Origin of the sequence: Flavobacterium palustre, from assembly GCF_014639535.1 — a bacterium.
Classification (GTDB): Bacteria; Bacteroidota; Bacteroidia; order Flavobacteriales; family Flavobacteriaceae; genus Flavobacterium; species Flavobacterium palustre.
The window spans coordinates 275,871-302,847 of the sequence record NZ_BMGA01000001.1 but is presented as its reverse complement, the minus strand read 5'-3'; the positions used below and the strand labels follow the sequence as shown (position 1 = coordinate 302,847).

Here is a 26,977-nt window from a genome sequence, read left to right as displayed (position 1 = left end):
TTTTGGGGATTATTAATAGACCAATATTAAAATTTTAATTTGATATTAGAATCCTGTACTGTCCTGTTAAAAAAAACAATACAGCCAATAGTACCCTTTTTAGTACTATTGGCTGTTGTTAAATGGAAAGGTTTTAAAATTAAAAAGAAGTTCTTTTTAGATATATTGGTTGATAATATTTTCAAAAAGCTCTTGTTTTCCGCTTTTTAATTCTAATTCACCGTTTTCTAAGGCAATTTTGTATAAGTCTTCTAAACCTAATTTTCCGTTTTCGAAATCTTTACCTTTTCCGGTATCAAAAGAACTGTATCTTTCTGTTCTTAATTTGTTGTAAGCAGATGAAGTGATGATTTTATCCGCAGTCAATAAGGCTCTTGCAAATGTATCGGCACCACCAATGTGAGCTAAGAATACATCTTCCATATCCGTTGAGTTTCTTCTGATTTTAGCATCAAAATTTACTCCTCCGCCTTGTAAACCACCTGCTTTTAAGAACACCAACATGGCTTCTGTAGTTTCCTGAATGTTGTTCGGGAATTGATCAGTATCCCATCCGTTTTGGTAATCACCACGGTTAGCATCTAAACTTCCAAGCATTCCGGCATTAGCAGCTACTTCAATTTCGTGTTGGAAAGTATGTTGTGCTAATGTAGCGTGATTTACTTCGATGTTGATTTTGAAATCATCTTGTAAACCGTATTTGTTCAAGAAACCAATAGCGGTAGCCGAATCAAAATCATATTGATGTTTCATTGGTTCCATTGGCTTTGGCTCAATGAAGAAGTTTCCTTTGAATCCTTGCGCACGAGCATAGTCTCTGGCTTTGATAAGAAATTGTCCCATGTGGTCTAATTCACGTCCCATATCAGTATTCAATAAAGACATGTAACCTTCACGTCCTCCCCAGAAAACATAATTCTCCCCATCTAGAGCGATAGTTGCATCCAAGGCTAATTTTACCTGTCCACCAGCTCTGGCTAACACGTTGAAATCAGGATTTGTTGAAGCTCCGTTCATGTATCTTGGGTTCGAAAAACAGTTTGCTGTTCCCCAAAGTAATTTAATTCCTGATTCGGCTTTCTTTTGTTTTAAATATTCTGTGATCGCTGCTAATCTGCTTTCTGATTCTGCAAATGTTGCTCCTTCCTGAATCAAATCATAATCATGGAAACAGAAATAATCAAATCCCATTTTGCTGATAAATTCAAAAGCAGCATCTGCTTTGTCTTTTGCTGCCTGAAGCGGATCGTTTGATAAATCCCAAGCAAAGTTTTGTGTTCCAGGTCCGAATGGGTCAGAACCCTGTCCGCAGAAAGTATGCCAGTAGGCAATAGAAAATTTAAAATGCTCACGCATCGTTTTTCCAGCTACGATTTGGTCTGGATTATAGTATTTGAATGCTAACGGATTGTCAGATTCTTTTCCTTCAAATTTAATTTCGCCAATACCCTTAAAGTATTCTTTACTCCCAATGATTGCCATTTTTTATATATTTATTTGTTAATGATTATTTCCAGTTCTTTTTTCCAATTTTGATATGCTTCCAAATAAGGTTCGTCATTTTTTAACGGCATATAGGTCATTACATGATCGTTTTTGATAATGTTTTCACCAAATGTTTCATAATCGCCATCGATTAAACCTACAGCTCTGGCGGCACCAACAGCTCCTGTGGTATTGTAAATTTCTATTTCATGACCAATTAATGTGGCTACGGTATTCGAAAATATTTCAGAGCGGAATAAATTGTCATTTCCTGCACGAATAACATTTATTTGAGTGTTGTCGTTTTTCATGATTTCCATACCGTAAACAAACGCAAAAGCAATTCCTTCCAAAGTAGCGCGGTACAAATGACCGTGAGTGTGTTTGTTTAAATTGAGATTTAGGAAATGACTGCCAATGTTTTTGTTGTTTAACATTCGTTCAGCTCCGTTTCCAAAAGGAATCACAATGACACCGTCAGAACCTACCGGAATTTCTTCGGCTTTAAGGTTCATGTTTTCGTAAGAATCCAGACCACAATGGTTGCGCAGCCAACGGTATTGGATTCCTGCACCGTTTATACATAATAATTTACCTATAGTAGGACTTGATTTGGTGTAATTAACATGTACAAAACTGTTGATTCTCGAAGTTTCTTTCGATTTTAATTTATCGGTAACAGCATATACAACCCCAGATGTTCCTCCGGTTGCTGCCACTTCGCCCGGTTTCAAAATGTTTAGCGATAAGGCGTTGTTAGGTTGGTCACCTGCTCGATACACTACAGGGATGCCTACAGGAAGTCCCGATTCTTTTGCTCCTTTTTCGTTCAGGAAGCTTTGATTGGTAAAATTATCTACAATTGCAGGTGTCAAAGATGGATCAATTCCATAATATTTCAATAGCCAATCGGCGACTTCATTTTCTTTGTAATCCCATAGTATTCCTTCCGACAGACCGTTTTTAGTGGTGTTGATTGCACCGGTTAATTTATAAGCAATAAAGTCGCCTGGTAACATGTATTTGTAAATTTGCTCGTAAATCTCAGGTTCGTTTTCTTTCACCCAGGTTAATTTAGAAGCGGTGAAATTCCCTGGAGAATTCAATAGGTGAGTGGCACATTGTTCTTCGCCTAATTCTTCAAAAGCATGGTCGCCAATTTCCACTGCCCGGCTATCACACCAAATAATGGAATTTCGGAGTGATTTTCCTTCTTTGTTAACTACAACTAAGCCGTGCATTTGGTACGAAATACCTACGCCAGTTATTTTGGAAGCATCGATATTTGCTTCTTTGATAGCTCTTTTGCTGGCAATACAGCAGTATTCCCACCACATTTCAGGGTCTTGCTCGGCCCAGTCTTTATGGTAGGCAGTAATTGCCATTTCGTCGGCAGGTTCGTGTAGCGTTATAATTTTTTTTCCTGTAGCTGCTTCAACCAAGGCAACCTTGACTGAAGAACTTCCAATATCATATCCTATATAGTACATAATTTATAATGATTCTCTTGTTATTAAATTGGTTGGTATGTAAATTTTCATGGGTTCTTCTTTGGTAACAAATTCGGCAGCTTTTATTCCTAATTCGTTAAAATCAGTTGTAACGACTGAAATGCCTTTGTAGATAAATTTTTTCATAGGCGTTTCATTATAGGATAAGAAGCCAATGTCTTTTCCGGGTTCTAAATTTTTCTCCCGACATTGTTCTAAAAACATTCCCAGAATTCGATCGCTCACACTAATGTAAGCGGTGTTCTTTTGAAGATTAAAATCACTGAGCTTGTAGATGATTTTATATTTAAGATTAAAATCAGAACAGAATTTTTTAAAATATTCCAAAGTCTCTTTAGGGTGATAGGTAAAGGGAGGGTAGATGAAAACTGTTTCCTGATATTTGTGAAATAAATCTTTTCCTTGTTTTAGTGCGTCGTAAAATGATTTGCCGAAATCCTGAAACACATAATTGTTTTTTGGTTTCGAATGGATATTCCAGTCAATCAATAATAATTTCTCGTTTGAGATTGATGTTAATGTTGATGCTACTTCTTTGTCATCAAAATTCATCACTACATATTTATAGTATTTCCCGATGCTATTATTAATGATGTTTTTGAAGTTGTCTATATTATAATGATGAAATTGTACATCGACAATAATATTGTCGGCCAGATTGTCAACGAAAGAATGATAGAGAACTTCTTTATAGGCTTTGAAGGTGTCCAGGACTAATAATACTTTCCTGGTTTCTCCGGCAACAAAATATCCTTTGTTAGGAACAGAGTCAATTAGTTTTTGTTCTTTTAAAATAGAATAGGCTTTGAAAACAGTGTCTCTTGATAATTGGTTTTTTTGACAAATGCTGTTAACAGATGGTAGTTGCTCTCCTTTTGCGAGTATGTTTTCAGCAATAGCATTGTTGATTGAATTAACTAATTGCTGGTATTTTGGGATATCGCTATCGTGATTGATTTTAAAAGTGAATTTCTTCTCCATATCTATACTGTTCTGTTCCGGTATGCAAATATAGATTTATTTTTTATATTTTAAATATGTTGAGATGAATTTTTAAAGTTTCGAGTGTTTTGTTTATGTTAATCATCTGTAATGCAGTTTGTTGTGTTTTTTTTGTATTTTTATAATGGTTTTGTTTGTAGTATTTTGCTTGAGTAAGTAGTTGGTTTTCTGGTTTTTTGTTGTTTTGAGAAGAGGGATTTAGTTTTTTTAGCATTTTTTTAGGATTTCTGTGATGTAAGAGGTGGAGTTTTAAAATGTGAATTAGGATGTTTTGTTTTGAAAAAAATGTAAAATATATGTTAATTTGGTATATATGTTTTTTTTACATTTCTAAAACATAGGGACTCGGACTGGAATCCCAATAAATACTGTGGTTTTTCAATTGTCAAAATATTAGCAAATAGAATGTGATATGTATATTTAATAGTTGATTTTTTTAAACATGTATAAAAAACAGGATACAGCAGGATAGATGTAATATGTTGAACCTATAAATTTGAAAAGTTAAAACTTAGTAATAAAAAGTTAAAAAAAACACAATTAATTTATTCACCACTTTATAAGCTAACCAAACAATGAAGAGAAAAATTAACTATTATTTATTAATTCTACCCCTTCTGGCAATCTTTGCCAGTTGTAGTCGAGACGTATTTGACGAATATTATGCGCGTCCGGATTACTTAGAAGATCCCATTTACCAAAGATTAGAGGAGCTGGGCAATTTTAAAAATTTCACAGCTTTAATTGAAAAAGCAGGTTATAAGGATATCCTAAGTAAATCAGGCTATTGGACAATGTTTGCGCCTAATGATGCGGCTTTTACAACGTATTTTCAGGAAAAAGGAATTTCAAATGTAAGTCAGATTGATGAGGCTACTGCAGCTAAGATTGTAAGATATGCATTGGTTTATAATGCTTTTAGAGAAGATCAGCTTTCTGATTATCAAAGTGCGCAAGGATGGGTAAAAGATAATGCCTTTAGAAGAAGAACAGCGTATTATGATGGTTATCAAAATAAAATAGTAAACGGAACACCAATGGTTGTAGTTGATGCAAACCGTAATGGAGGTTACGCTTTTGCGGATAATAATAATAAGTATGTTACCTATTTTACTGATGAGTATTTTGCAGCTAAAACTTTAAGTGATGTAGATTTTAACTATTTCTATCCGGGTAAGGAATATACTGGTTTTAATTTATTTGACGGGGGGGTTCAACAAGCTGATATAGTTGCCGAGAATGGTATTATTCATGAAGTAGATAAAGTTAGTTTGCCTCCATTAAGTATAGGTCAGTATTTAGAAGAAGATAATGCTAAAGGAACAGCTAGTAAGTACAGTGAGTTTTATAAAATGCTTGAAGAACATTTGGTTACCTATGTTTTTAATCAAACTGTAACAACAAGTTATAAGAATTTTACCGGAAAATCAGATGATGTTTATATTAAGTTTTATAATTCCGGATTAACATTTTCCCCTAACAGTGAGAACTATCTTAAGGAAGCAGACAATGATGGACAAAGTGATGGTTTTACCATGATTGCACCGGATAACACTGCTATGGAGCCTTTTGTAAGAGATATTCTTTTAAAGCATTTCCCATCAGTAGATAAACTTCCTTTATATGTTTTTCAGGATTTCATTAATGCTCATATGGTTCAAAATGCTGTATGGCCATCAAAAACGGCAAGCTACGATAATGGTTTAGGGGAAGATTTACGATTCGATTTTAATGCCAATATTATTGATAAAAAAATATTAAGTAATGGTTTCTTTTATGGCTCAAATGTAATACAGAAATCGAATTTATTTTATAGTGTTTATACATCAGCATACTTAGATCCTGCTTTTACACTTGCCACAAGATTGTATAATAGTACAGAGATTAAACAGATGATTAGTAATATCAGAAATAAATTTGTTTTGTTTTTGCCTTCTGATACTTTGCTTCGTTCTTTAGGTTACAATTATGACATTAATAGTTCTCAATGGGTTTATACCTCTCCAACAACAGGGTTAAGCGTTTCAGGAGGAGCAGCAAGTTCACGTTTGTACCGTATTCTTTATAATAGTATAGTAGCCACTCCAAATGGAGAGTTAGATAATATTCTTACTTCTTCTGGAATTATACGTACCGGAGATATGGATTTTCCAGGAGAGTATATTAAATGGGATCATGGAAAATTGTATTCGGCTGGTAATGAAGCAGCGGGAACTGTTGTTAATATAGTAGGAGAACCGGATGTTCAACAAAATGGAGTAACTTATTATATAGATAATTTACTTGGATTTACAGATAGGGCGCAAGGTTTAGAAATAAAAGAATTAGCTGAAATGCCGGGTTCTCAATTTTCGTCATTTTTTAATTATCTAAAAAACTCAATATTGTACAATACTACAACAGGTGCTATTCAGGGTGTTAGTTTAGGAACTTCTTACACTTTTGTTGTGCCTAATAACGCAGCAATTACTCAGGCAGTTCGTGACGGTGTGTTACCAGGAACACCTTCTACAGGAGTTGCTAATTATACACCATCATTGCAAGGTGATAAAGATAAAGTAGCTGATTTTATTAGTTACCATATTTTAACTAATGTAACAGCTTCTGATGATGGTTTGACTACAGGTCAATTTGAAACACTTAGAAAAGATAGTTTTGGAGAAAAAACCTATATACAGGTTGAGAGTACAAGGTCACCAAGTACATTGGTATTTAAAAGTATTACAGCTAATAGTTCATCTGCAAATTATATTAAAGCTTCAAGTAATAACTTGGCAGACAGATCTTTAATCCATTTAGTAGATAACTATCTTAAATTCTAGGAATAAAATGAGACAACAAATTACAAATATATTACGCAATTTTACCTTTGCCTTAATTATTCTGGCAACGTTACCAGTATTAGCGCAACAGCCTGCTACAGCAACGATCTTACGTGGTCAGGTATTTGATGCAGGGGATAATTTATCTATTCCCGGAGCAACCGTTATTGAGCAGGATGCAGAGAATCGTACCGTAGGATCTACTGTAACCGATTTTGATGGAAATTTTGCCTTACGAATTAAAAATCCAAATAATAAAATAGTAGTTTCTACTATTGGATATAAATCACAGACTATTACTATTAATGGGAGGCAATCCATTAAAGTTAAATTGGTTTCCAGTGTGGAATCATTAAAGGAGATTGTTCTTACTGCTACTAAATCATCAGATAATGGTTTGATGAGAATTGCTGATCGTGATCGTACTACGAGTTCGGTAAGTATTAATGCAGCTGATTTAGAGAACACTCAGGCAGCTTCTATTGATGAGGCTTTACAAGGACGTTTGTCGGGTGTAGATATCGTAGCTAGTAGTGGAGATCCAGGTGCAGGTATGCAAATTCGTATCCGTGGAACTTCTTCTATTACAGGTTCTTCAGATCCATTAATTGTGGTTGACGGAATGCCTTATGAAACGTCAGTTCCTGACGATTTTAACTTTGGATCAGCTGATGATCAGAGTTATGCAGCTTTAATTAATATTGCACCATCTGATATTGAAACTATTACTATTCTAAAAGATGCTGCAGCTACTGCTATCTGGGGATCTCGTGCTGCTGCAGGGGTTTTATTAATTACAACTAAGCGTGGGTCAGTAGGCGCGCCAAAGATTACTTATACTTACAGAGGGACTTATTCTAAGTTGCCTCCTACTATTCCTATGTTAAGCGGAGATCAATATTCACAATTAATTCCAGAGGCATTTATGAATAGAAATGGGGTGCCTTTGAATACGCTTACTGTAAAAGAGTTTCAATACGATCCACAAGATGTGTATTATTTTAATAATTACAGTCAAAATACCAATTGGGTAGATGCCATTACTCAACCTGGTATTACAGGAGATCATAACCTTTCTTTACAAGGAGGTGGACAAAAAGCAAGATACTTTACTTCGGTGGGTTATTATAAACAAAAAGGAGTTACTATAGGTACTGGATTAGAAAGAGTCAATGCAAGGTTGAACTTGGATTATGTGGTGTCTGATCGTATTAAGTTTAAAACGGATATATCTTATACGCATACAGATACGCAACGTAATTATGTTAATTCTAAAGATAGTGAAGACAAATTAAGAGGAGTCGCTTATACTAAAATGCCTAATATGAGTATTTATGAGTATGACGAAGTAGGAAATCTTACACCTAATTATTTTTCACCAGCATTTAATGTTCAAGGGACTTATGGTGGAACTTATAATCCGCTTGCTATGGCAAAGTTAGCAATTAATGATATAGCAGAAGATCGTATTGTTCCTCACTTTAATTTGAGTGTAAGTATCATTCCTAAGGTATTTATGTCCACTTTTGATTTGCAATTTGATTATGCTTCAAGAAAGAATAAATCTTTTTTACCACAAAATGCTACAGGTCGTCCTTTTACTGAAACAGTGGTAAACAGAGCTTATGATGGTGATTCAGATCAATCTAGTATTATTACCAAAACAAATTTTATATACACACCTAATATAGGAGAAAAACAAACTTTTCAGGCTTTACTGTCATTACAGTCGAATGATTTTCGTTATACTGCTCATCAGGTAATGACTTCTAATACTGCTACGTCATTATTGACAGATCCTTCCAATCCATCCAGAACACAAACAGGTTCATTATTTACGTCTAATACTCAGGCAAGAAACGTAGGAGCGGTATTTAGTGCTCAATATGGTTTGTTAGACCGTTATTTGATAAATGTAGGTTTGAGAGCTGATGGAAATTCAAAATTTGCAGATAATAATAAATACGGTTATTTCCCTTCTGTTTCAGCGCGTTGGAGAATTTCCGGGGAGCCGTTTATGAAGAATTTTGAAAAAATTGATGACTTGAGTATGCGATTGAGTTATGGACATTCAGGAGGTGCGCCTAAAGACGATTATGTTTTTTATAATATTTATAACAATTATCAAACAGAATATTTAGGACTAAATGGTGTTGTTCCAGGAAATATGCAGTTGAACAATTTACGTTGGGAGACAAAAATTGGTTCCAATTTAGGGTTCAATCTTCAAATGTTTAATAAACGTTTGAGTATAGATGCTGAGATATATAAAACAACCACTAAAGATCTTCGATTTGAGGACCTTGGAGTAAGTTCTGTTTCCGGATATAATATTATTTCTGATCAAAACGTAGGAACGTTGGAAAATAGAGGATGGGAAATAGGCCTTAATGCAACTCCTTATAAATCTGGAAAATGGAAAATAGATTTTAATTTCAATATTGCTGCAAATCAAAACATGATTACTGAAATTTCTGAGTTTGTTGCTACTGAAAGTGGAAATACAGATAGAAATGGACAGTTCAAGCGTTTCCTTCAGGTGGATAATCCTTTTGGATCATTTTATGGTTATAGATTTAAAGGGGTTTATACAGATCTTGAAGCTACAAAAGCAAGAGATGCCCGTGGAAATATAATTATAGGACCTAATGGTCAGGAAGTATTTATGCGTTTTAATTATCCATTAACTGATTATACATTTCAACCAGGTGATGCTATCTATGAAGATATTAACAAAGATGGTAATATTGATAGTCGAGACGTAGTGTATTTAGGGAACAGTAATCCTAAACTAGCGGGAGGTTTTGGTCCAAATGTTAGTTTTAATAACCAATGGAAATTGAATCTTTTCTTTACGTATCGTTTGAATTATGATATTATAAACGGTACAGATATGAATACTACTAATATGTATGGATGGAGTAACCAAAGTACTGCAACTTTAGCAAGATGGCGTAATCCGGGCGATGTTACTAATATGCCAAGAGCAGTTTATGGAGCAGGATACAACTGGTTAGGTTCTGATCGTTATGTGGAGGACGCTTCTTTTGTTCGTCTTCGTTCAGTAACTGTTAGTTATAATTGGGGTAAAAATCTGTTAAAGAAATTGAATTTAGAAGAAGTAAGAATGTATGTAACAGCAGATAACTTATATACATTTACAAAATACAGAGGTCAGGATCCTGAGGTAAGTATGGGAAGAGGTGCTTTTGGAATTTCAATAGATAACGCATCTACACCACCTACAAAACGTTTTTCATTTGGTCTAACTACCCGTTTTTAAACGATAAAAAATTGATTTATGCAAACTAAAATAAGAACAATATTAGCAATCTTTATAATTTTTGTATCGGCAAGTTCCTGCGATAGTTATTTGGATTTACGTCCTCAGGATGGAATTATACGAGAGGAATTTTGGAAAACCAAAGAGGATATTCAGGCAGCCGTAATAGGAATTTATTCTTCCATGTTAAATTCTCCTCCAGGTGTAAATGATTTTCCTTTGTCTCAATATTTATTTATGTATGGAGAATTGAGAGGTGATATGATTGCTCCCGGAGGTAATGTTACCGAAGATCAAAGAGATATTATGAATTCTAATATCATTGCTTCTAATGAATTAACCGATTGGTCAATTTTTTACAGAACAATTAACTATTGCAATACAGTAATTGATTTAGCGCCAGCGGTTAGAGAAAAGGATCCAACCCTAACCCAAACACAGTTGAATCATTTTCTTTCAGAAGCGTTGGCTATTAGAGCCTATTTGTATTTTACATTAGCTCGTACTTTTAGAGATGTGCCTTTGAAATTAGATGCAACTTTAAGTGATGCCGATAATTTCCAATTGCCAACTAATACTCAAAGTGAGGTTTTTGCTCAGGTGATAAAAGATTTGGAATTAGCTGAACAATATGGAGTAGAAGATTACGGAAATAATCCATCCAATAGAGGTCGTATAACTACTTATGCTATTAATGCAATGCAGGCAGATGTTTATTTATGGGTGGAAGATTATGAAAAAGCAGTCGTAGCTGCAGATAAGGTAATAGCTTCACCTAGATTTAGCTTAATACAAGCTTCTAGCAACTGGTTTAATACTGTATATGCTCAAGGTAACTCTACAGAAAGCATTTTTGAATTTCAATTTACACCATCTAACTTAAATTCTTTCTATAGTATTTTTTATCTGAGACCTCAGTTTTTAGGAGGAGTGGAAGTACTTGAAGATGTCTTTGGTATTGATTTAGAAAATGCTAATAATAGGGATGTTCGTGGTGAACGTGCATCTTTAGTTCCGGGAACTGCTCAAATCTATAAGTATGTAGGGTTGAATTTTAATGATCTAAAAGAAGTACAAAGTTCAGATACCCATTGGTTTGTTTATCGTTTTGCTGATGTTTTGTTAATGAAGGCAGAAGCACTTACCGAATTAAACAGAGGGGCAGAAGCAATAGAAATTATTGAAGAAATACGATTAAAACGAAATGCTTTGGAAGTAACATCACAAGAACCAGGTTCTGAGAATAAAATAGAAATTATAAATTATCTGTTGGAAGAACGTGCCCGTGAATTTGCTTATGAAGGGAAGCGATGGTTTGATCTTCTGCGTAATGCTAAAAGAAATAATTATGAAAGATTGGATATTTTACTTTCTGCGGGTATTGTTGGAGCTCTTCCAGAACAACAGCAATCCGTACTTGCCAAATTAAGAGATCCAAATAGTCATTATTTACCTATAAATACCAATGAACTTTTTGCTAATAAAGCACTTGTACAAAACCCTTTTTATAAATAAAAAAAATTTAAGTCATGAAAAGATTACTAAGATTACCTAGCCTGTTGAGACTTACTTTAGTTTTTTTAATAGCTTTAGTGTTTCAAAATTGTTCTGAACAAAAAATAAAAGAAACTACCGATGAAACTCTTAATATAACTGAATATTTAAGAACAAATTCGGATTATTCTATGTTTTTAGAAATTCTGGATATTACTAATTATGCTGCATTCATGAATACTTATGGAACTTATACCATTTTTATTCCAACTAATGATGCTGTACAAGCCTATTTGAATGATGTAGGAGCTACTTCATTGAGTCAGGTTCCAATTACTGATTTACAAAATATTGCTAAACTGCATATTTTAGATCAAAAAGTAAATACAACTTCTTTTACGGATGGTAAAATTGCTACTCCTAGTTTATATGGTCAATATTTAGTAACGGGAGCTTCAAATAAAAATGGAGTTTCTTCTACAACTGTGAATAAAGATGCAAGTATAGTAGCTTCTAATATTGAATTAGGAAATGGAGTAGTTCATGTTATTGATAAAGTATTGCGTGTTGCCGATAAAACTTTAGCACAAACTATTGAAGCTGACCCAAAACTTTCTTTGTTTACTGAGGTTTTAAAAGAAACAGGCTGGTACGATAAATTAAATCAACCTTTAACAGATATTACTGATATTGATAGTTATTTAACTGTTTTAGCCCAAACTAATGAAGTGTTTCAAGAGGCTGGATATACTACCTTGGATCAACTAAAAAACAGATACAGTCATTTGAACAATCCATTGGATTTAAAAGACAGCTTAAATTTGTTTGTTAGCTACCGTATTTTGCCAAGATTGCAGTATTTAGCTGATATCGCTATAACGCCTTCTTTAGTTACAAAAGCGCCTTTAGAAGTAATAAGTACAAAGTTGAGTAAGGATACTATTTTATTAAATGAAGATATATTTAATGGAGTATTAGAAAAAGGGGTTGCTATTGATAGAAGTGTAAGTGATGTAACAGCTTCTAATGGGGTTTTACATTATATAAAAGGGAATGTTGCCATTAAGAAACGTATTCCGGCTCCGGTATATTTTGAGTTTACTGATATAGCTGAATTCAGAAGATTAACTGCTTTTTGGAAAAAACCTGCAGCTACTCTGCAGACTCTTTTCGTTGGTGATGCAGGAATTGATGTTACCTGGGATGCAAAGGCAGGAGATGGAGCTGCATGGATAGGTTATCGAAAAGATGCAGATGGAACAAGTATACTTAATGGTGTTGGGAATTGCTGGGGTGCTGATGCTATTGATATTAACCGTTTTAGAGACGCCAATGCTCAAAATATTAGGTTTAAGACGCCAGTAATTATTAAAGGAAGATATAAAATTTGGATTTCTTACAGACAAAAAGGAACTAAATTGGGTAATGTAAAAGTTTTTTTTAATGGAATAGAAATGCCTAGACAAATAAACTTACACGAGGGAGGTAATACGGATACCGCTAATACACCTGAAACCGTATTGGAATCTCAGGGTTATAAACGTTATGCTTCCCCATGGTCTAACAGAGTAAATTGTAGATTAGTTGGTGTAGTAGATGTGCCAACTACAGGAAGACATACTTTAACTTTGCAAAGTCAGGGAAGTTTCTCAGATGGAGCTTGGTTTGATATGGCAGAATTCCGTCCTGTTGAAATGGATCAGTTATGGCCAAAATTTGCAGCAGGTAAAAGTACTTTAGTTCAGAAGCCGTAATCAATCAATTAATAAATTTAATAAATTAAAAATGATCATATTAAAATCTAAATATGCAAGGTTATTAGCTAGTGTTTTGACACTAGCTATAATCTCTTGTTCTAATCCTTGGGATGATCGCACAGATAACGGTGATGCTAATCTGGGAGTTACACTTAATGAGGCTATAAGTAAGACATCTGAAACTTCCCAGTTTGCTGAATTGTTGGTTCAAACGGGGTACGATGAAATATTAGCTTCATCTAAGACATTCACTGTTTTTGTTCCTACCAATGCCGCTATGGCAGAAGTTGAAAGTAGTATATTGAACAATCCAGAAGCTGTTAGGGCATTTGTAGCGAATCATATTACTCTTACTGCTTATTCTTCTATTAGAACCAATCAGCAGGAAAGAATCAAAATGTTTACTAATAAAAATTTGATTTTCAAAGGGAGTACAATGATAGATGATGCTACTATCGTTAATCCGGATCAGTATGCTAAGAACGGTGTTTTTCATATCATCGATAAAGCGCTGACGCCTAAATTAAATATCTGGCAGTATATCAATTCTCAAGCAGGTGTTTCGGCTACTAGTGATTATTTATTGAGTTTGAAAGATTTTAGTATTTATACTTCAGATATTACTGCTAAAGCTTTATCTGTAGAAAGAGGTGTTGGTTATCTTTCTGATTCTTTGACCAATTCTTATTTAAGAAATGTTTACAATTTGAATAATGAGAATAATTTATATACATTATTTTTAATGGAAGATGCCGGGTACACAGCTGAAGTTGATAAAATGAAGCCCTATTTGATTAAAACTTCAAATGAACCGACAATTGATTCTACGGCTATTTATGCTAAATATTTTACGTTAAGAGATATGGCTTTTGCTAAAAAGTATGAGTTGGATGAATTACCGGCAACATTAACCTCAAGATTTGGAGTTGAAGTGCCAATAGACAAAACTCAGATTGTTCAACAAATTCATTTAAGTAATGGAATTGTTTACATTATGAAAAAAGTTGATGTTCCGCTTGCTAAACGTTTATTGACTACACGAATTGAGGGGGAGAAGAATAGCGGTTATATAGGCTCTCGAACACCTATTCTTTATCGGGACAGAAGAGATCCTTTAGGGGTTTTGTTTAATGATATTATGGTACAAGCTCCTACCAGAGCTAAGTTTACATTATTTTATAATGCAAGAGATATGTATAGTACTACCTATAAGGTGTATTGGAGAGCAATTAATGATAGAACGACATCTACTCTTTTTCAACAAAAATTAGGAATAGGAGGTTCGATAGTGTTGACTGGTAGTACCTATGATGTAGCTAATTTTACTGAAGCGGTTCCTCTGACAATTATTCCTTTTAATAATTATGATGAAATTCTTGTAGGACAATTTACAATGACTACTGCTGGTAATATTGACATGATTTCCCTAATAGGTGGAGCCACAACTGCAACAAGTGGACTTACTCTCGATTATTTGAAATTTGTTCCTGTTCTTAAATAATATATTCTATAAAAAATTAGTTATGCTAAAAATTATAAAACTAAGCTGTCTTGTGAGCCTATTTTTTGCAGCGGAATTCTATACACCATTGTATGCACAGGAAGTCCAGGATTCTACTGCTACTGCAACGACAAATCAAAATAAAACTATACAAGGCATTTTAGTAAAAGGTGTTGTAAAAAGTGCTAAAACAAAATCTGCTTTATCAGGGATAAATGTTGCTGTCGATGGTTTTTCGGCAGCTATTACCCATGACGACGGTAGTTTTGATATTAAAGTCCCTAATTTAGAAGCACTTCTTAAAATTAGTGGAGAAAATTTTCAAACAAAGGTATATGCTTTAAGACGACAAGAATCAGGAATTGAAATATTTTTAAGTGAAGCTCATTATGCTCCTACTTATGAAGTGGCCAATTTAGCTGCAGGAGAAAAAATACAGTATAATAACACCACAGCAGCAACTGTTGTTGATTTCAAAAATGATCAATGGTCTGCTCCTGTTAATGAATCGGTTGGAGGTTTTCTTCAGGGAAAAATAGCAGGTTTAAATACCGTTAGAAATTCAGGCGTTCCAGGTGCAGGAACCTATTTGTCATTAAGAGGTTTTACATCATTGTATGCCTCTAATAAACCGTTGATTATTGTTGACGGAATGATTTATGATGATGAAGATTACGGTTCAGGTATCCTCCAAAATAATATGTCTTCACCCTTAAGCAATATTGATGTTAAGGATATTGAAGATGTTACAGTTATAAAGGATGGTTCCTCTTTATATGGAACTAAAGGAGCTAATGGAGTAATTAAAATTACTACCACTCGTGCAACTGAATTATCTACTAAGATTGATTTTACCATGCATGGGAGTGTTAATCAAACACCTGATGAGCTGCCTTTATTGGACTCAAATGGGTATCGCACACATTTATCGCAATTAGAATTGGGACGTGGTTTATCACCAGTACAGATTTCTTATTTACCGTATATGAATGATGTAGTAGGTTCAGCGGGATATTATAAATATCATAATAATACAAACTGGCAGGATCAGGTTTTTAAATCTAGTGTAAATCAGAATTATTTTCTTAAAGTTCGTGGAGGAGATGAAATAGCTAAGTTTGGTTTATCAGTAGGTTATTTAGATAGCAAAGGAATTATAGATCAAACTAATACTAAAAGATACAGTACGCGCTTAAACGCAGCTTTAAAATTGACAAACAAACTTTCTGTTGATGCTAATTTGTCTTTTATCAATAATGTTCAGGAACAATGGGATCAGGGTTTTGCCTATAAAACCAATCCTTTGTATTTAGCATTGACTAAAGCTCCATTTTTAACAGTTAATGATATTAATGATGCGGGTGAAGTTTCTCCTAATCTGGCTGATGTGGATGATTTTAATGTAGGTAACCCAAAGGCTATTTTTACTAATGGATTTGGAAGAAATAACAACTATCGTTTCTTTGGAAATCTTAAATTTAAGTATGTTTTGAATAAGTCTTGGGATATTAATACTATCTTGGGATTAACTCTTAACAAAGAGAGAGAAAGTTTCTTTATTCCGGATCAGGGAGTTGCTAATATTGTTCTTCCTACTGCCATTGGTACTAATCGTTCAGGAAGCGAAATTCAAATATATAATAGTCTTTACACAGATACTTATGCTAATTATTTTAAAAATTTTAATAATGACCATAATTTGGAAGTTCGCTTTGGTGTTCGAACTCAACGCAATAAATCAGAAAGTGATTTAGGTTTGGGGTACAATTCATCAACGGATGATTTTACTTCTGTAGGAGCAGGTTCTAACTTGTTACGTCAGGTAGGCGGTGTTTTAGGCGAATGGAACTGGTTGAATATTTATGCTAATGCAGATTATAATTATCGCAATAAATATTTTTTGACTACAAGTTATGCTGTTGATGGTTCAAGTAGATTCGGAGATAAAAATAATGGTGCTAATAGATATGCCCTAATGACATCTATTACCGGAGCCTGGTTAGTGTCTTCTGAAGGTTTTATGAAGAATGTAAAGGCTATTGATTATTTGAAATTGAGAGCTACTTTGGGACATAGTGGTAATGATGATATAGGGAATTTCACAGCACAGAAATATTATATTTCTCAAAATTTATTAGGAATGCAAGGTATAGTAAGAGGTAATATTGCTAATCCAGACTTGCAATGGGAAACAGTTAAGAAATTCAATGTTGGTGCCGATTTAGGTATTTTTAACGAAAGATTGAATGCTTCTATTGATGTCTTTTCTAATAAAACAGACAATATGATTGTCTATGAAACAGTTAGTGATGCAAGCGGTTTTGATTTTGCTGCCTCTAATAATGCTTCAATGAGAACTATAGGAGCAGACTTGTCATTGAAAGCCCGTATTATTAAATCAACTGACTTTACTTTTGATTTAGGAGTAAATGTGAGTCGTTATAAAAACGAAATCCAGTCACTGCCTAATGGAGATATTTTTACTCAGTTTGCAGGTGCTACTTATTTAACATCAGTGGGGAAAGACGCTAATTTGTTTTATGGTTTAAAAGCAGCAGGAGTATATAGCACTACTGCTGAAGCAAATGCAGCCGGTTTGAACCGTCGATTGACTAATGGGGAGTTAATTCCTTTTACAGCAGGAGATATGCGATTTGTAGATACTAATAATGATAAGGTTATTGATGCCGATGACCGTATGGTAATAGGTAACCCTAATCCGGATGTATTGGGTAGCTTTTCAACTAATTTCACTTACAAACGTTTTAGTCTTCAGGCTTTGTTTAATTTTTCAATTGGTAATGATATTTATAACGGATTGCGTTATAATTTAGAGAAAATGAGTGGTTATGAAAACCAAAGTGCTGCAGTAGCCAATCGTTGGAGAGCAGAAGGACAAGTGACTGATGTTCCAAAAGCAAGCTGGGGAGATCCAATGGGGAATTCTGAATTCTCAAGCAGATGGATTGAAGATGGTTCTTATTTAAGATTGAAAACTTTAGTATTAGGATATGATTTTAAAGTTAATGATGCTAATTATGTTAAGTATATCAAGCTTTATGCAACTGCTAATAACTTGCTTACTTTTACTAAATATCTTGGATATGATCCTGAGTTCAGTGCAACTTCCTCTATTTTTGGTCAGGGGACGGATATTGGTTTAGCGCCTCAGTTTACTTCATTTCAACTTGGTTTGCGTTTAGGACTTTAAATTATTTACTCTTATAGAAAGAACATACAGATGGTAACAACAATAAAAACAAAAACAACAAAAAGTATCGTATCGATTCTATCGGCTATGACACTATTATTTAGTCTTGGTTCCTGCCAGGACTATCTGGATGTACAACCTGAAGATAAGCTTGTAGGAGATCAGTTGTATCGTAATGTTTACGATGCTGATGCAGCTGTAATAGGAATTTATGGTAAGTTTATGAATTTGGCTGAAAAGCATGTTATTTTGAATGAGATGCGTGCCGATTTGATGACGACTACCAGAAATTCAAATCCTTATTTAGAGCAATTATCAGAGCATAATGTTGCAGAAAATAATCCTTATATTAGTCCTAAGCAATTTTATGAAGTGATTCAAAATTGTAATGATGCCTTAAAGAATTTTGACATCATGTTAGCTGATAAGAAATTTACACAATCGCAATATGAGCAACGTTATGCGGATATTGCCTGCATTCGTTCTTGGATCTACCTGCAATTAGGAATTCATTTTGGAAGTGTGCCGTACATCACAGAACCAATTGAAACATTAGAGGATGTTAAAAATATTAAAAAATATCCAAGAATTCCTTTTGATCAGCTTTTAGATCAATTGGTCACTTTTACAGAAGCTTTAACGTATAAAAATATTTATGATGGGCAAAGTAGTTTGTTGGTGACAGTAGATGGTTATGATACCAGAAAATTCTTTATTAATAAGGAATGTTTATTGGGTGATTTGCAGCTATGGAAAGGGAATTATCAGTTAGCTGCTGCTCATTACAAAAATGTGATGGAAGAAACGCCAGCTGGTGGTGTACAAACCGTAGATAATTACCGCGTGAAATATGCAGAGGTTATTACTAATGAGGATTTGGCTGTGGGTTATTTAAGAAATTTTGAGACAGATGCGACCACTTTGGTAGATAGTAATACTAAAGGATGGCGTTCAATTTTTGGAAGAACCAGAGATGTCTTGTGGAATTCAGAGTGGATTTGGTCTTTGCCATTTGAGAGTAGTTTTGCTCCAGCAAATCCTTTTATTGCTTTCTTTTCTAAAACATCAGGCGATTATTTGGCCAAACCATCACAGCATGCAATAGATCTTTGGAATTCAAATAATCAGGTTTTCGGTTCTATATTTGGTTATCCTTATGATGCCCGTGGACCAAAATTTACTTATAAAATGGTAGCTGGGGATCCTGTGATTATGAAATATATCTATAAATTTGAAGGAGCAAATGATCAGTTTAAGAGAAATGGAGATTGGTTTTTGTATCGTGCTGCTAAGTTACATTTGCGTTATGCTGAAGCGGCAAACAGAGATAATCAGCAAAAAATTGCTTATGCGTTGTTGAATCAAGGAATTAAATCAGCCTATACTCCTGATCCTAATAATATTCCTGCTGATGTGACAAATATTCAACAGACCAACGAGTCCTTTCCTTATAATTTTGATGCTCGACAAGGAGATTTTCCTAATTATAGAGCGCCATGGCATCGTAACACTGGAGTACGTGGACGTGCCAGATTACAATCGGTTGGTGCAATTGGTGATGATGTGATTACCACTGAAAATAATATTATTGCTGAAGCTGCTTTAGAGCTGGCTTACGAAGGAAACCGTTGGGAAGATTTAGTGCGTGTTTCCAGACGCAGAAATGATCCTGCTTTCTTAGCTGATAAAATCTATGAGAAATTGAGTAAAGACGGAAATGCTAAAGCTGATGAGGTAAGAGCTAAATTAATGAATCCAAATAACTGGTATTTGCCTTTTAAATGGTAATTATATAGATTGAATAATTTGTAGTTAAAAGAGGTTTGTTGGTTTATCCCGACAAACCTTTTTTGTTTAAAAAAACAAAGAAAAAACTTGTTAATTTAAAAATAAAATATTAGTTTTGAGTGAGTTGAAAAAAAACAACTTGTAAAATTTTATTAACCCAAATTTATTTAAATTATGAAAAAATTAACCATTTTCTTTGTTCTATTATTGAGTTTCTTTTTTGTTGAAATGTCAGCCCAACAATCTATAAGATGGGAACTAACTTGTCAAGGTTCTTTAGAAATTCGAGTAAATGGAGTTACAAAAGTGAATTGTACAGTTGTTGGTGTTAATGCAAATGGTCCTACTTCAGGGGTTATAAGTGCGGAGGAAGGTGAAGTAATAGAGGTCTTTGGTACAAGTACTAATGGAACGATACACCCTATAGTTGTTGATGATGACTCAGGAATGATTGAAAGTGCTAGACAACCATATGTTGAGTATGATTATTATTGGCCTGAGTATGGAATTACTAATTCGTATGATACTTTTATTATGCCTTCTGGGATTGATTTTTATGTAGAAATAGGAATTAATTAATGATATTATACATAAGTAAGAAGAAAGCCGCCTCAAATATAAAATTAGAGCCGGCTTTTTTGTAATTTAAAGAAAAACTAAACGTTCTTTAAATTGATAATTTCCTGTTCGGTAAGTAATCTCCAGTTGCCTCTTGGTAAGTTTTTCTTAGTCAAACCGGCAAAGGCTACACGATCAATTTTTAAAACATCATAATCAAAATGTTCAAAAATAGAACGCACTACTTTTACATTAGCCGTTTTTAATTTCAATCCAATTTCACTTTTGGCTTCACCTTCAATATAGCTTACTTCTTCTACAAAAACACGATGACCGTCAAGGACTAATCCCTTGTTGATTTTTTCTAAATCTTCAAATTTTAAGTTTTTGTCTAATGAAACCTGGTATATTTTTGATGACTTCTGATTAGGTAACGAAAATTTTCTAATCATGTCTGTATCATTGGTAAATAATAATAATCCCGTAGTGTTTTTATCCATGCGTCCTACAGCCGCAATTTTTGCTGTAGTGGATCCCTTAACTAATTCCAGTACATTTCGGTATTCCTGACCTTCGTCAAGAGCTGTCGTGAAGTTTTTAGGTTTGTTTAGTAAGATGTACACTTTTTTCTCAGGGGTTAATTTTACGCCGTCAAAATTTACTTCATCTCCCGGTTTTACCAAATAACCCATTTCGGTAACCGGAACACCGTTGACTTTTACATTGCCCGATTGGATATAGATATCGGCATCACGACGTGAGCAAACACCGGAATTGGAAATGTATTTATTTAAACGAATTTCGTCTTTTGCTTTAGGTCTTTTAGCAACCGGATTTGGTTTCTTTTCTGTTTTTTTTGCGGCCTCATCGGCAGCTTTAGCACTAAATTTAGGTTTTTTAGGTCCCTGTGCTCTTTTTGGCAAAGCAGCTTTTGGCTTATTAGAACTTGGTCTGGAACCACCTCTTTTGTTATTGCCTTCTTTATTATTCATATTATTCGATAATTTACTTTGTCAATTAGGACTTTGAGTTCAAAGTGTTTGCAAAGATAGTATTTATATAGTTGCTAATTGATTAAATGCTAATTATAAAACACTAAGTCTCGTTAAGAAGAATAATTTGCTGTGTAGTATTTTGTTTAAAAAGAGAATAACAGTTTTTTTCCGTGCCACAAAACACTTGGATTGATTAAAATAATGCAGAAAACTCCTGAAACAATTAGAAATTTAAGTACGTTATGAAGTAATAAAAATTGCGCCTTAGTGTTGGATTCCCATAAATATTTTAAGAAGAAAATTAAAATAATCAGGCAGGAATAGAAATAAATATCCATGTAACCCACATCGTAAATTTCGATTAAAAGATAAACCGGAAATAGTGTTAAAAGACTCAGGAGACTAATTATTTTTTTAGAGGTCATTTCTCCATAGAGTACAGGGATTGTTCGGTAGTTATCCACTAAATCGCCTTTGATATTTTCTAAATCTTTAATCATTTCTCTGATAAGTAATAGTAAAAATAAAAATGTAGCATGGGCAGAAATGACAACAAATTGACTTTTGTAGGTTTCAATTTCGTAAAAAGGAAGCTTAGTATAATAATACAACAATATGGCAAAGAAAGGCATTACAGCTAAAAAAGACGCCATAAGATTACCTATGAATGCGTATTTTTTAATTTTATGAGAGTAAAACCAAATTAGAAAAATGTATGCTGAAAAAAACAGGAAAGCCCGCCAGGAAAGGTATGCTGCTACTAAAGCGGCAATAAAATTAAGCAGGAAATACACTTTAAGTTTGGTGCTTTGACTTACTAATCGGTCGAGCATTGACTTAGTAGGCCGATTGATTAAATCTTTCCTACTGTCATAAAAGTTATTAATGATATAGCCTGAAGCAATGGTTACTGTTGAGGCAAAAACAATCAGAAACAAACTAAAATCCAATACAACATCCAATGCTCTTATTTCGGGAGCCAGAATAAAAATGGCGGATAAATATTGTGCCAAAATAATAATGGGAATGTTGTAACCTCTAACAACAGAGAACAAACTAATAATTTTTAACGCTAAAAGTTTGTGCTTTCTACTAATCATTTTTTTGTTTTTCTGTCAATTTCGATGGTCTGAGAAGAATAATATTCAGTATTCAAATTTAATGGTTTGTTTTTTAAAACGCGCTTGTTTGGATTAAAATAACTAAAAATTAAGGACTTTAGTATTGTAATCAGAGGGTTATTTGATCGTATTTTTTGGGTAAACTGATCGTGAATTTGGTGCCAATGTTAATTTTTGAAGTGATTTCAATGGTTCCGTTTAAGGTTTTAATTGCATCTTTTACCAGATAAAGTCCCAAACCTGTTCCTTTATTGTTGTTATTAGTCACAAAAAACATATCAAATATTTTGTTTTGATATTCAGGTTTTATACCAATACCGTTATCTGAAATCACAATTTTATTTCCTTCATCGTCTTCGTAAGTATTAATAGTAATATAACAGTTGTCTTTTCCTGAATCCGAATATTTGATGGCATTGGTCAATAAGTTATTAATAATGATTTTAAGTTTTAATTCATCACTGTCAATACTGTCAATATTCAGTGTTTTGTTGATGCTGATTTTTTTTGTTCCCTGTCTGTATTGGTTTTGGCCAATTGCTTCTTCTATTGTTTGGACCAAACTCACTTTTTTGATGGCAAGTTTTGCTTTTTTATTCTTAGAATACTCGATAATGTCTCTTATAAATTGATCTTGTTTGTCCAGATTTTGATTCATCAGTGCCAGATAAGCTCTTAATTGTGTAACATTATTTTCGGTATTCATAATTTCGATTAAACCTTTTAAAGAAGAAATAGGCGATCTTAAATCATGTGAAGCACTGTAAACAAATTTGTCCAATTCTTTGTTAACGATAGTTAAATTTTTGTTGGTTTCTTCGGTTTCTGTTTTAGAACGTTTTAATTTAGAAACGATTACCCAATAATAAATGCTGACACTTCCTAGAATCATTAATGAAAAGAAAATATTAACCAGCAAAAGTAGATTTGTAATAGAACGTGATCCGGAACTTAATTTTTTAGAAAATTCTTTTTCGTTTTGGCTCAGTTTTATACTTAAAGTATTTATTTTTTTTAAGATGCTTTTTTTGTCAGTATCATTTAAGTTATGAGCAGTTATTTTCTGATTTACATGTTGCCCAAGTGCTGCTAACTTGTCTATTAATACATCTCCGTTTTCCCATTCTTTTAATGCTTTTGCAAAAAAAGAAACCGATTTAAAGTTTTTAAAAAGCCATATCAGGTCGTCAAAATCTTCGGGATTATTTCTTCCGGCTTTTAGACCGGCTTCAATGGTTTCAATGGGCGCATCATTGATAAGGCCTAATCGGGCAATTTTATCTCCTTTCGGAACGCTTAATTCCTTGTTGAATAAATCCCATTCGTTAAGGTCATTGGTTAAAAGATAAGTAGTTAAATGGCGTGTTGCATCTTTTTGTCCTTTCGAATAATGAGATTCGCCATTGATGTAGGCTCTTGATGCGGACAATATTTTTATAGTCAGATAATTACTGCTTATTAAAAGAGCGCAAGATATGGCAACTACCAGTAATGGAATCAGAATATTGCCTAATCTAACTTTTTTGGGAAGAGTATTTTTAAGCATATTGTTTTTATTTAGTTATAAATAGAAAACGAAGTTTAAAGATACACTGTTTTTTTATAAAAAATGTAGGAATCTGTCAAGTTGTTTAGTGAAATAAAAACGTTTTATACCACTTCGGAAAATTATTGGATAAAGGCAATAGAACAGCTAAAAGTATTGAGTGAATCAATACCTTTTTAGTATAATATTAAAAGAAAGATAAAATTAAAATTGATAAACTACTTCAAGTTTATAATCTTTCAAGGAAGCCTTGGCGCGTTCTAAATCTTCAGTAAAACCAAGAATATAACCACCTCCGCCTGAGCCGCATAGTTTTAAATAATAATCATTGGTTTCAATGCCTCTTTGCCAAATTTCATGAAATTGTTCCGGAATCATTGGTTTAAAATGATTTAAAACCACGCTCGACAATTTTTTAGTATTGATGAACAACGATTTCATATCGCCACCAAGGAAGTTTTCTACGCAGGCATCGGTATATTTTACAAACTGATTTTTAAGCATGGTGCGGAAACCTTTGTCTTTTAGGTTTTCCATAAAAATATTAATCATAGGAGCTGTTTCGCCTATAATTCCTGAATCTAATAAGAAAACAGCAGCTTTTCCATCAAAACTTTGATTAGGAATTCCGGTAGCTTCGATATGATCTTTCGAATTAATTAAAATCGGAATACTCAAATAGCTGTTTAAAGGATCTAATCCCGAACTTTTTCCGTGGAAAAAACTCTCCATTTGAGAAAATATATTTTTTAACTGCAATAGTTTTTCGCGGGTTAAATTCTCCAGAACGGTGATTTTATTATGGGCATATTTATCATAAATAGCCGCTACTAATGCACCACTACTTCCTACACCATAACCTTGCGGAATGCTGGAGTCAAAATACATTCCGGTTTCAATGTCATTTTTTAAAGATTGTAAATCAAAAGAAACCAAGTTTGTTTTTTCGTTTTCTAAAGTTTGCAAATAATCAGCAAAACGCTTCAAACTCGCATTTGAAGCAATGGCTTCGGCTGAAGGACTTTCGCTTTTTTTCAAAGCTCCGTTATAGAAATTATAAGGAATAGATAAACCTTTAGAATCACGAATAATTCCGTATTCTCCAAAGAGTAATATTTTTGAGTAAAATAAAGGTCCTTTCATATATGTGGAAATTATTTTTTAGTTGTCATATATGTTATCGCCTTTTATTTGTTGGTATTTGCTTGTGCAAAGTTTTTGTTAGTGGCGATTTCATAATTTTATTTTAAATCTTTCAATTTATTTGGTTTTGTCTGGTGTCAAAAATTGAGACTATGACAATATGTTTAGAGTTGAAATGATAAAACAAACTGGTTTGTTTACTGATAACAACTTTTCTAATCTTTTTATTTGTGTTTGAAATTGGAAATAATTCCGGATTTTCAATAATTAATTTTATAGCAGCATTCACTTTAGTTGAAAATTTCTTCTTGATTTCATTATTCCACTTTGCTTCTATATAATTAAAAATGTTTTCAACTTCAATTTTGGCTCTGGGAGTAATTACAACCTCTCTTTTCATTCTTAAAGATGCGGTTTTATAAAGTCATCAAAAGAAGAAAAATTACCTTTTTCATATTCTTCTAAAGATTCATTTATTATATTTTGTTGTTCCTCAGTTAAATCGTTCCAAAAATCTTTTTTCCTTGAATTGAAAATGTTTTTAATAGATGCAATAATAGATTCATCATTGGTTTCAGCCAATAATTTTATCAACTCTAATTTCTCTAATTGAATATCCATAATCTAAAATTTTACTAAAGATACAAAAATTACAATTGCATTGCACCGTTTCCAATTTCGTCACAAAGGTACTGCCCATTTTGACAAAAGTCAACTAATTCGTCCTTAATAAATTGCAATACGCTTTCTTTATTTTTATTTGGATACAAAACATGCACATTAGCACCGGCATCAAGAGTGAAACAAACCGGGATTTGAGTTTCGTTTCTGAATTTCCAAATAGTATTGATAATCTGCAATGTGTTTGGTTTCATCAGGATATAATACGGCATCGAAGTCATCATCATGGCGTGCAAAGTCAGGGCTTCACTTTCAACTATTTTAATGAATTCGTCCAAATTTCCTTTTTCGAAAATTGCAATGAGTTTGTCTAAGTTTTCGTGCGCCTGCGCAAATCGTCTTTCGGCAAAAGGATGGTTGTGCATCAGGTCATGCCCTACAGTACTCGAAACCTGTTTTTCTCCTTTGTCAACTAGCAAAATTGTATCCTGATAATTTTTGAAATTTTCATGAATGCTATATGGAAATTCGATTCCATATTCATCCGAGCTTCCTTTAATATTTGCCTGGTTGCCCCAAGCTACAACTTCACCTTTTACGCTTCGGCAAGCACTTCCGGAACCTAATCGGGCTAAAAGTGATGCTTTTTGATAAAAATATTCATCAGACATTGCTGGATTCAAAGCTTTTTCCAAACTCATTAGGTTCATTGCCAATGCCGCCATTCCTGATGCCGAAGAAGCAATTCCGGAACTGTGCGGAAAAGTATTCTCGGTATCAATTGTAAAATGATACTCTTTCAGGAACGGCAAATAGATTTCAATTCGCTCGAAGAATTTCTGGATTTTTGGTTTGAAATCTTCTTTTGGTTTTCCTTCAAAAAATAAATCAAATGAAAATTTATTTGTCACATCGAGCGGAGTCGAGATGTTTTTTTTCTCGAAAGCCAATTTGGTAATCGTTTTACAGTTATTCAAAGTAAAACTCACCGAAGGATTAGCCGGAATTTGATTCGCTTTTTTTCCCCAATATTTCACCAAAGCGATATTGCTGGGTGCGCTCCATTGAAATTGACCGCTTTCTATAGTTTGAGAATATTGACTTGGAATAAAATCGTTTGCTGTAAACATGAATGATAA

The 26,977-nt window shown here is 33.6% G+C and carries 18 protein-coding genes; 8 read left to right on the top strand and 10 right to left on the bottom strand.

Annotation, left to right across the window (positions count from 1 at the left end; all coding sequences use genetic code 11):
• Window positions 1-156 precede the first annotated feature (156 nt).
• Genes xylA through IEV84_RS01330 form a run of 3 tightly spaced genes read right to left on the bottom strand, consistent with a single transcriptional unit; the run spans window position 157 to window position 3,977 of the window.
• Window positions 157-1,482, bottom strand: coding sequence for a xylose isomerase (gene xylA, locus IEV84_RS01340; RefSeq protein ID WP_188491677.1), 1,326 nt, complete (start codon window positions 1,480-1,482; stop codon window positions 157-159).
• Between the two features lie 11 nt (window positions 1,483-1,493).
• Window positions 1,494-2,975 (bottom strand): xylulokinase, encoded by a 1,482-nt coding sequence (locus IEV84_RS01335; RefSeq protein WP_188491675.1) that lies wholly within the window; start codon window positions 2,973-2,975, stop codon window positions 1,494-1,496.
• Window positions 2,976-2,978: 3 nt separating this feature from the next.
• Complete coding sequence (locus tag IEV84_RS01330) at window positions 2,979-3,977, bottom strand: GntR family transcriptional regulator (protein WP_188491673.1); 999 nt, start codon at window positions 3,975-3,977, stop codon at window positions 2,979-2,981.
• A 596-nt stretch (window positions 3,978-4,573) separates the two neighbouring features.
• Between IEV84_RS01330 and IEV84_RS01325 the strand changes: the two genes are divergently transcribed.
• The 8 genes from IEV84_RS01325 (at window position 4,574) to IEV84_RS01290 (ending at window position 20,433) form a co-directional block, all read left to right on the top strand.
• Window positions 4,574-6,820: a fasciclin domain-containing protein gene (locus IEV84_RS01325; RefSeq protein ID WP_188491671.1), complete on the top strand. Its 2,247-nt coding sequence runs from the start codon at window positions 4,574-4,576 to the stop codon at window positions 6,818-6,820.
• A gap of 7 nt (window positions 6,821-6,827) precedes the next feature.
• Window positions 6,828-10,103: a SusC/RagA family TonB-linked outer membrane protein gene (locus IEV84_RS01320; protein WP_188491669.1), complete on the top strand. Its 3,276-nt coding sequence runs from the start codon at window positions 6,828-6,830 to the stop codon at window positions 10,101-10,103.
• Between the two features lie 18 nt (window positions 10,104-10,121).
• Window positions 10,122-11,618, top strand: a complete 1,497-nt coding sequence (locus IEV84_RS01315; RefSeq protein WP_188491667.1) for a RagB/SusD family nutrient uptake outer membrane protein — start codon at window positions 10,122-10,124, stop codon at window positions 11,616-11,618.
• Window positions 11,619-11,632: 14 nt separating this feature from the next.
• Window positions 11,633-13,351, top strand: coding sequence for a fasciclin domain-containing protein (locus tag IEV84_RS01310; RefSeq protein WP_188491665.1), 1,719 nt, complete (start codon window positions 11,633-11,635; stop codon window positions 13,349-13,351).
• Between the two features lie 31 nt (window positions 13,352-13,382).
• Window positions 13,383-14,855 (top strand): fasciclin domain-containing protein, encoded by a 1,473-nt coding sequence (locus IEV84_RS01305; protein ID WP_188491663.1) that lies wholly within the window; start codon window positions 13,383-13,385, stop codon window positions 14,853-14,855.
• Between the two features lie 22 nt (window positions 14,856-14,877).
• Entirely contained in the window at window positions 14,878-18,066 is a 3,189-nt protein-coding gene (locus IEV84_RS01300) for a SusC/RagA family TonB-linked outer membrane protein (protein ID WP_188491662.1), read from the top strand.
• Between the two features lie 30 nt (window positions 18,067-18,096).
• On the top strand, window positions 18,097-19,854 hold the full coding sequence (locus IEV84_RS01295) for a RagB/SusD family nutrient uptake outer membrane protein (RefSeq protein ID WP_188491660.1): 1,758 nt from the start codon (window positions 18,097-18,099) through the stop codon (window positions 19,852-19,854).
• A gap of 174 nt (window positions 19,855-20,028) precedes the next feature.
• A complete protein-coding gene (locus tag IEV84_RS01290) occupies window positions 20,029-20,433 on the top strand; it encodes a hypothetical protein (protein ID WP_188491658.1) in 405 nt (134 codons plus the stop codon).
• Between the two features lie 77 nt (window positions 20,434-20,510).
• On the opposite strand, the gene IEV84_RS01285 is transcribed toward IEV84_RS01290, so the two are convergent.
• From IEV84_RS01285 to IEV84_RS01255, 7 genes are all read right to left on the bottom strand, one after another.
• A complete protein-coding gene (locus IEV84_RS01285; protein ID WP_188491656.1) occupies window positions 20,511-21,404 on the bottom strand; it encodes a pseudouridine synthase in 894 nt (297 codons plus the stop codon).
• A gap of 146 nt (window positions 21,405-21,550) precedes the next feature.
• Complete coding sequence (locus tag IEV84_RS01280) at window positions 21,551-22,507, bottom strand: geranylgeranylglycerol-phosphate geranylgeranyltransferase (protein WP_188491654.1); 957 nt, start codon at window positions 22,505-22,507, stop codon at window positions 21,551-21,553.
• Between the two features lie 130 nt (window positions 22,508-22,637).
• Window positions 22,638-24,074 carry a sensor histidine kinase gene (locus IEV84_RS01275; protein WP_188491653.1) on the bottom strand — a complete coding sequence of 479 codons (1,437 nt, stop codon included), beginning with the start codon at window positions 24,072-24,074 and terminating at the stop codon, window positions 22,638-22,640.
• A 204-nt stretch (window positions 24,075-24,278) separates the two neighbouring features.
• Window positions 24,279-25,217: a mevalonate kinase family protein gene (locus IEV84_RS01270; RefSeq protein WP_188491651.1), complete on the bottom strand. Its 939-nt coding sequence runs from the start codon at window positions 25,215-25,217 to the stop codon at window positions 24,279-24,281.
• 112 nt (window positions 25,218-25,329) lie between these two features.
• On the bottom strand, window positions 25,330-25,617 hold the full coding sequence (locus IEV84_RS01265; protein ID WP_188491649.1) for a type II toxin-antitoxin system RelE/ParE family toxin: 288 nt from the start codon (window positions 25,615-25,617) through the stop codon (window positions 25,330-25,332).
• Window positions 25,618-25,619: 2 nt separating this feature from the next.
• Window positions 25,620-25,838 (bottom strand): hypothetical protein, encoded by a 219-nt coding sequence (locus IEV84_RS01260; protein ID WP_188491647.1) that lies wholly within the window; start codon window positions 25,836-25,838, stop codon window positions 25,620-25,622.
• Between the two features lie 29 nt (window positions 25,839-25,867).
• Window positions 25,868-26,968, bottom strand: coding sequence for a diphosphomevalonate decarboxylase (locus IEV84_RS01255; protein ID WP_188491645.1), 1,101 nt, complete (start codon window positions 26,966-26,968; stop codon window positions 25,868-25,870).
• Window positions 26,969-26,977 lie beyond the last annotated feature (9 nt).

Bases quoted from the DNA above. Each gene is read 5' to 3' on its own strand.
- xylA (WP_188491677.1), bottom strand. From the start codon at position 1,482: ATGGCAATCATTGGGAGTAAAGAATACTTTAAGGGTATTGGCGAAATT.
- IEV84_RS01335 (WP_188491675.1), bottom strand. From the start codon at position 2,975: ATGTACTATATAGGATATGATATTGGAAGTTCTTCAGTCAAGGTTGCC.
- IEV84_RS01330 (WP_188491673.1), bottom strand. From the start codon at position 3,977: ATGGAGAAGAAATTCACTTTTAAAATCAATCACGATAGCGATATCCCA.
- IEV84_RS01325 (WP_188491671.1), top strand. From the start codon at position 4,574: ATGAAGAGAAAAATTAACTATTATTTATTAATTCTACCCCTTCTGGCA.
- IEV84_RS01320 (WP_188491669.1), top strand. From the start codon at position 6,828: ATGAGACAACAAATTACAAATATATTACGCAATTTTACCTTTGCCTTA.
- IEV84_RS01315 (WP_188491667.1), top strand. From the start codon at position 10,122: ATGCAAACTAAAATAAGAACAATATTAGCAATCTTTATAATTTTTGTA.
- IEV84_RS01310 (WP_188491665.1), top strand. From the start codon at position 11,633: ATGAAAAGATTACTAAGATTACCTAGCCTGTTGAGACTTACTTTAGTT.
- IEV84_RS01305 (WP_188491663.1), top strand. From the start codon at position 13,383: ATGATCATATTAAAATCTAAATATGCAAGGTTATTAGCTAGTGTTTTG.
- IEV84_RS01300 (WP_188491662.1), top strand. From the start codon at position 14,878: ATGCTAAAAATTATAAAACTAAGCTGTCTTGTGAGCCTATTTTTTGCA.
- IEV84_RS01295 (WP_188491660.1), top strand. From the start codon at position 18,097: ATGGTAACAACAATAAAAACAAAAACAACAAAAAGTATCGTATCGATT.
- IEV84_RS01290 (WP_188491658.1), top strand. From the start codon at position 20,029: ATGAAAAAATTAACCATTTTCTTTGTTCTATTATTGAGTTTCTTTTTT.
- IEV84_RS01285 (WP_188491656.1), bottom strand. From the start codon at position 21,404: ATGAATAATAAAGAAGGCAATAACAAAAGAGGTGGTTCCAGACCAAGT.
- IEV84_RS01280 (WP_188491654.1), bottom strand. From the start codon at position 22,507: ATGATTAGTAGAAAGCACAAACTTTTAGCGTTAAAAATTATTAGTTTG.
- IEV84_RS01275 (WP_188491653.1), bottom strand. From the start codon at position 24,074: ATGCTTAAAAATACTCTTCCCAAAAAAGTTAGATTAGGCAATATTCTG.
- IEV84_RS01270 (WP_188491651.1), bottom strand. From the start codon at position 25,217: ATGAAAGGACCTTTATTTTACTCAAAAATATTACTCTTTGGAGAATAC.
- IEV84_RS01265 (WP_188491649.1), bottom strand. From the start codon at position 25,617: ATGAAAAGAGAGGTTGTAATTACTCCCAGAGCCAAAATTGAAGTTGAA.
- IEV84_RS01260 (WP_188491647.1), bottom strand. From the start codon at position 25,838: ATGGATATTCAATTAGAGAAATTAGAGTTGATAAAATTATTGGCTGAA.
- IEV84_RS01255 (WP_188491645.1), bottom strand. From the start codon at position 26,968: ATGTTTACAGCAAACGATTTTATTCCAAGTCAATATTCTCAAACTATA.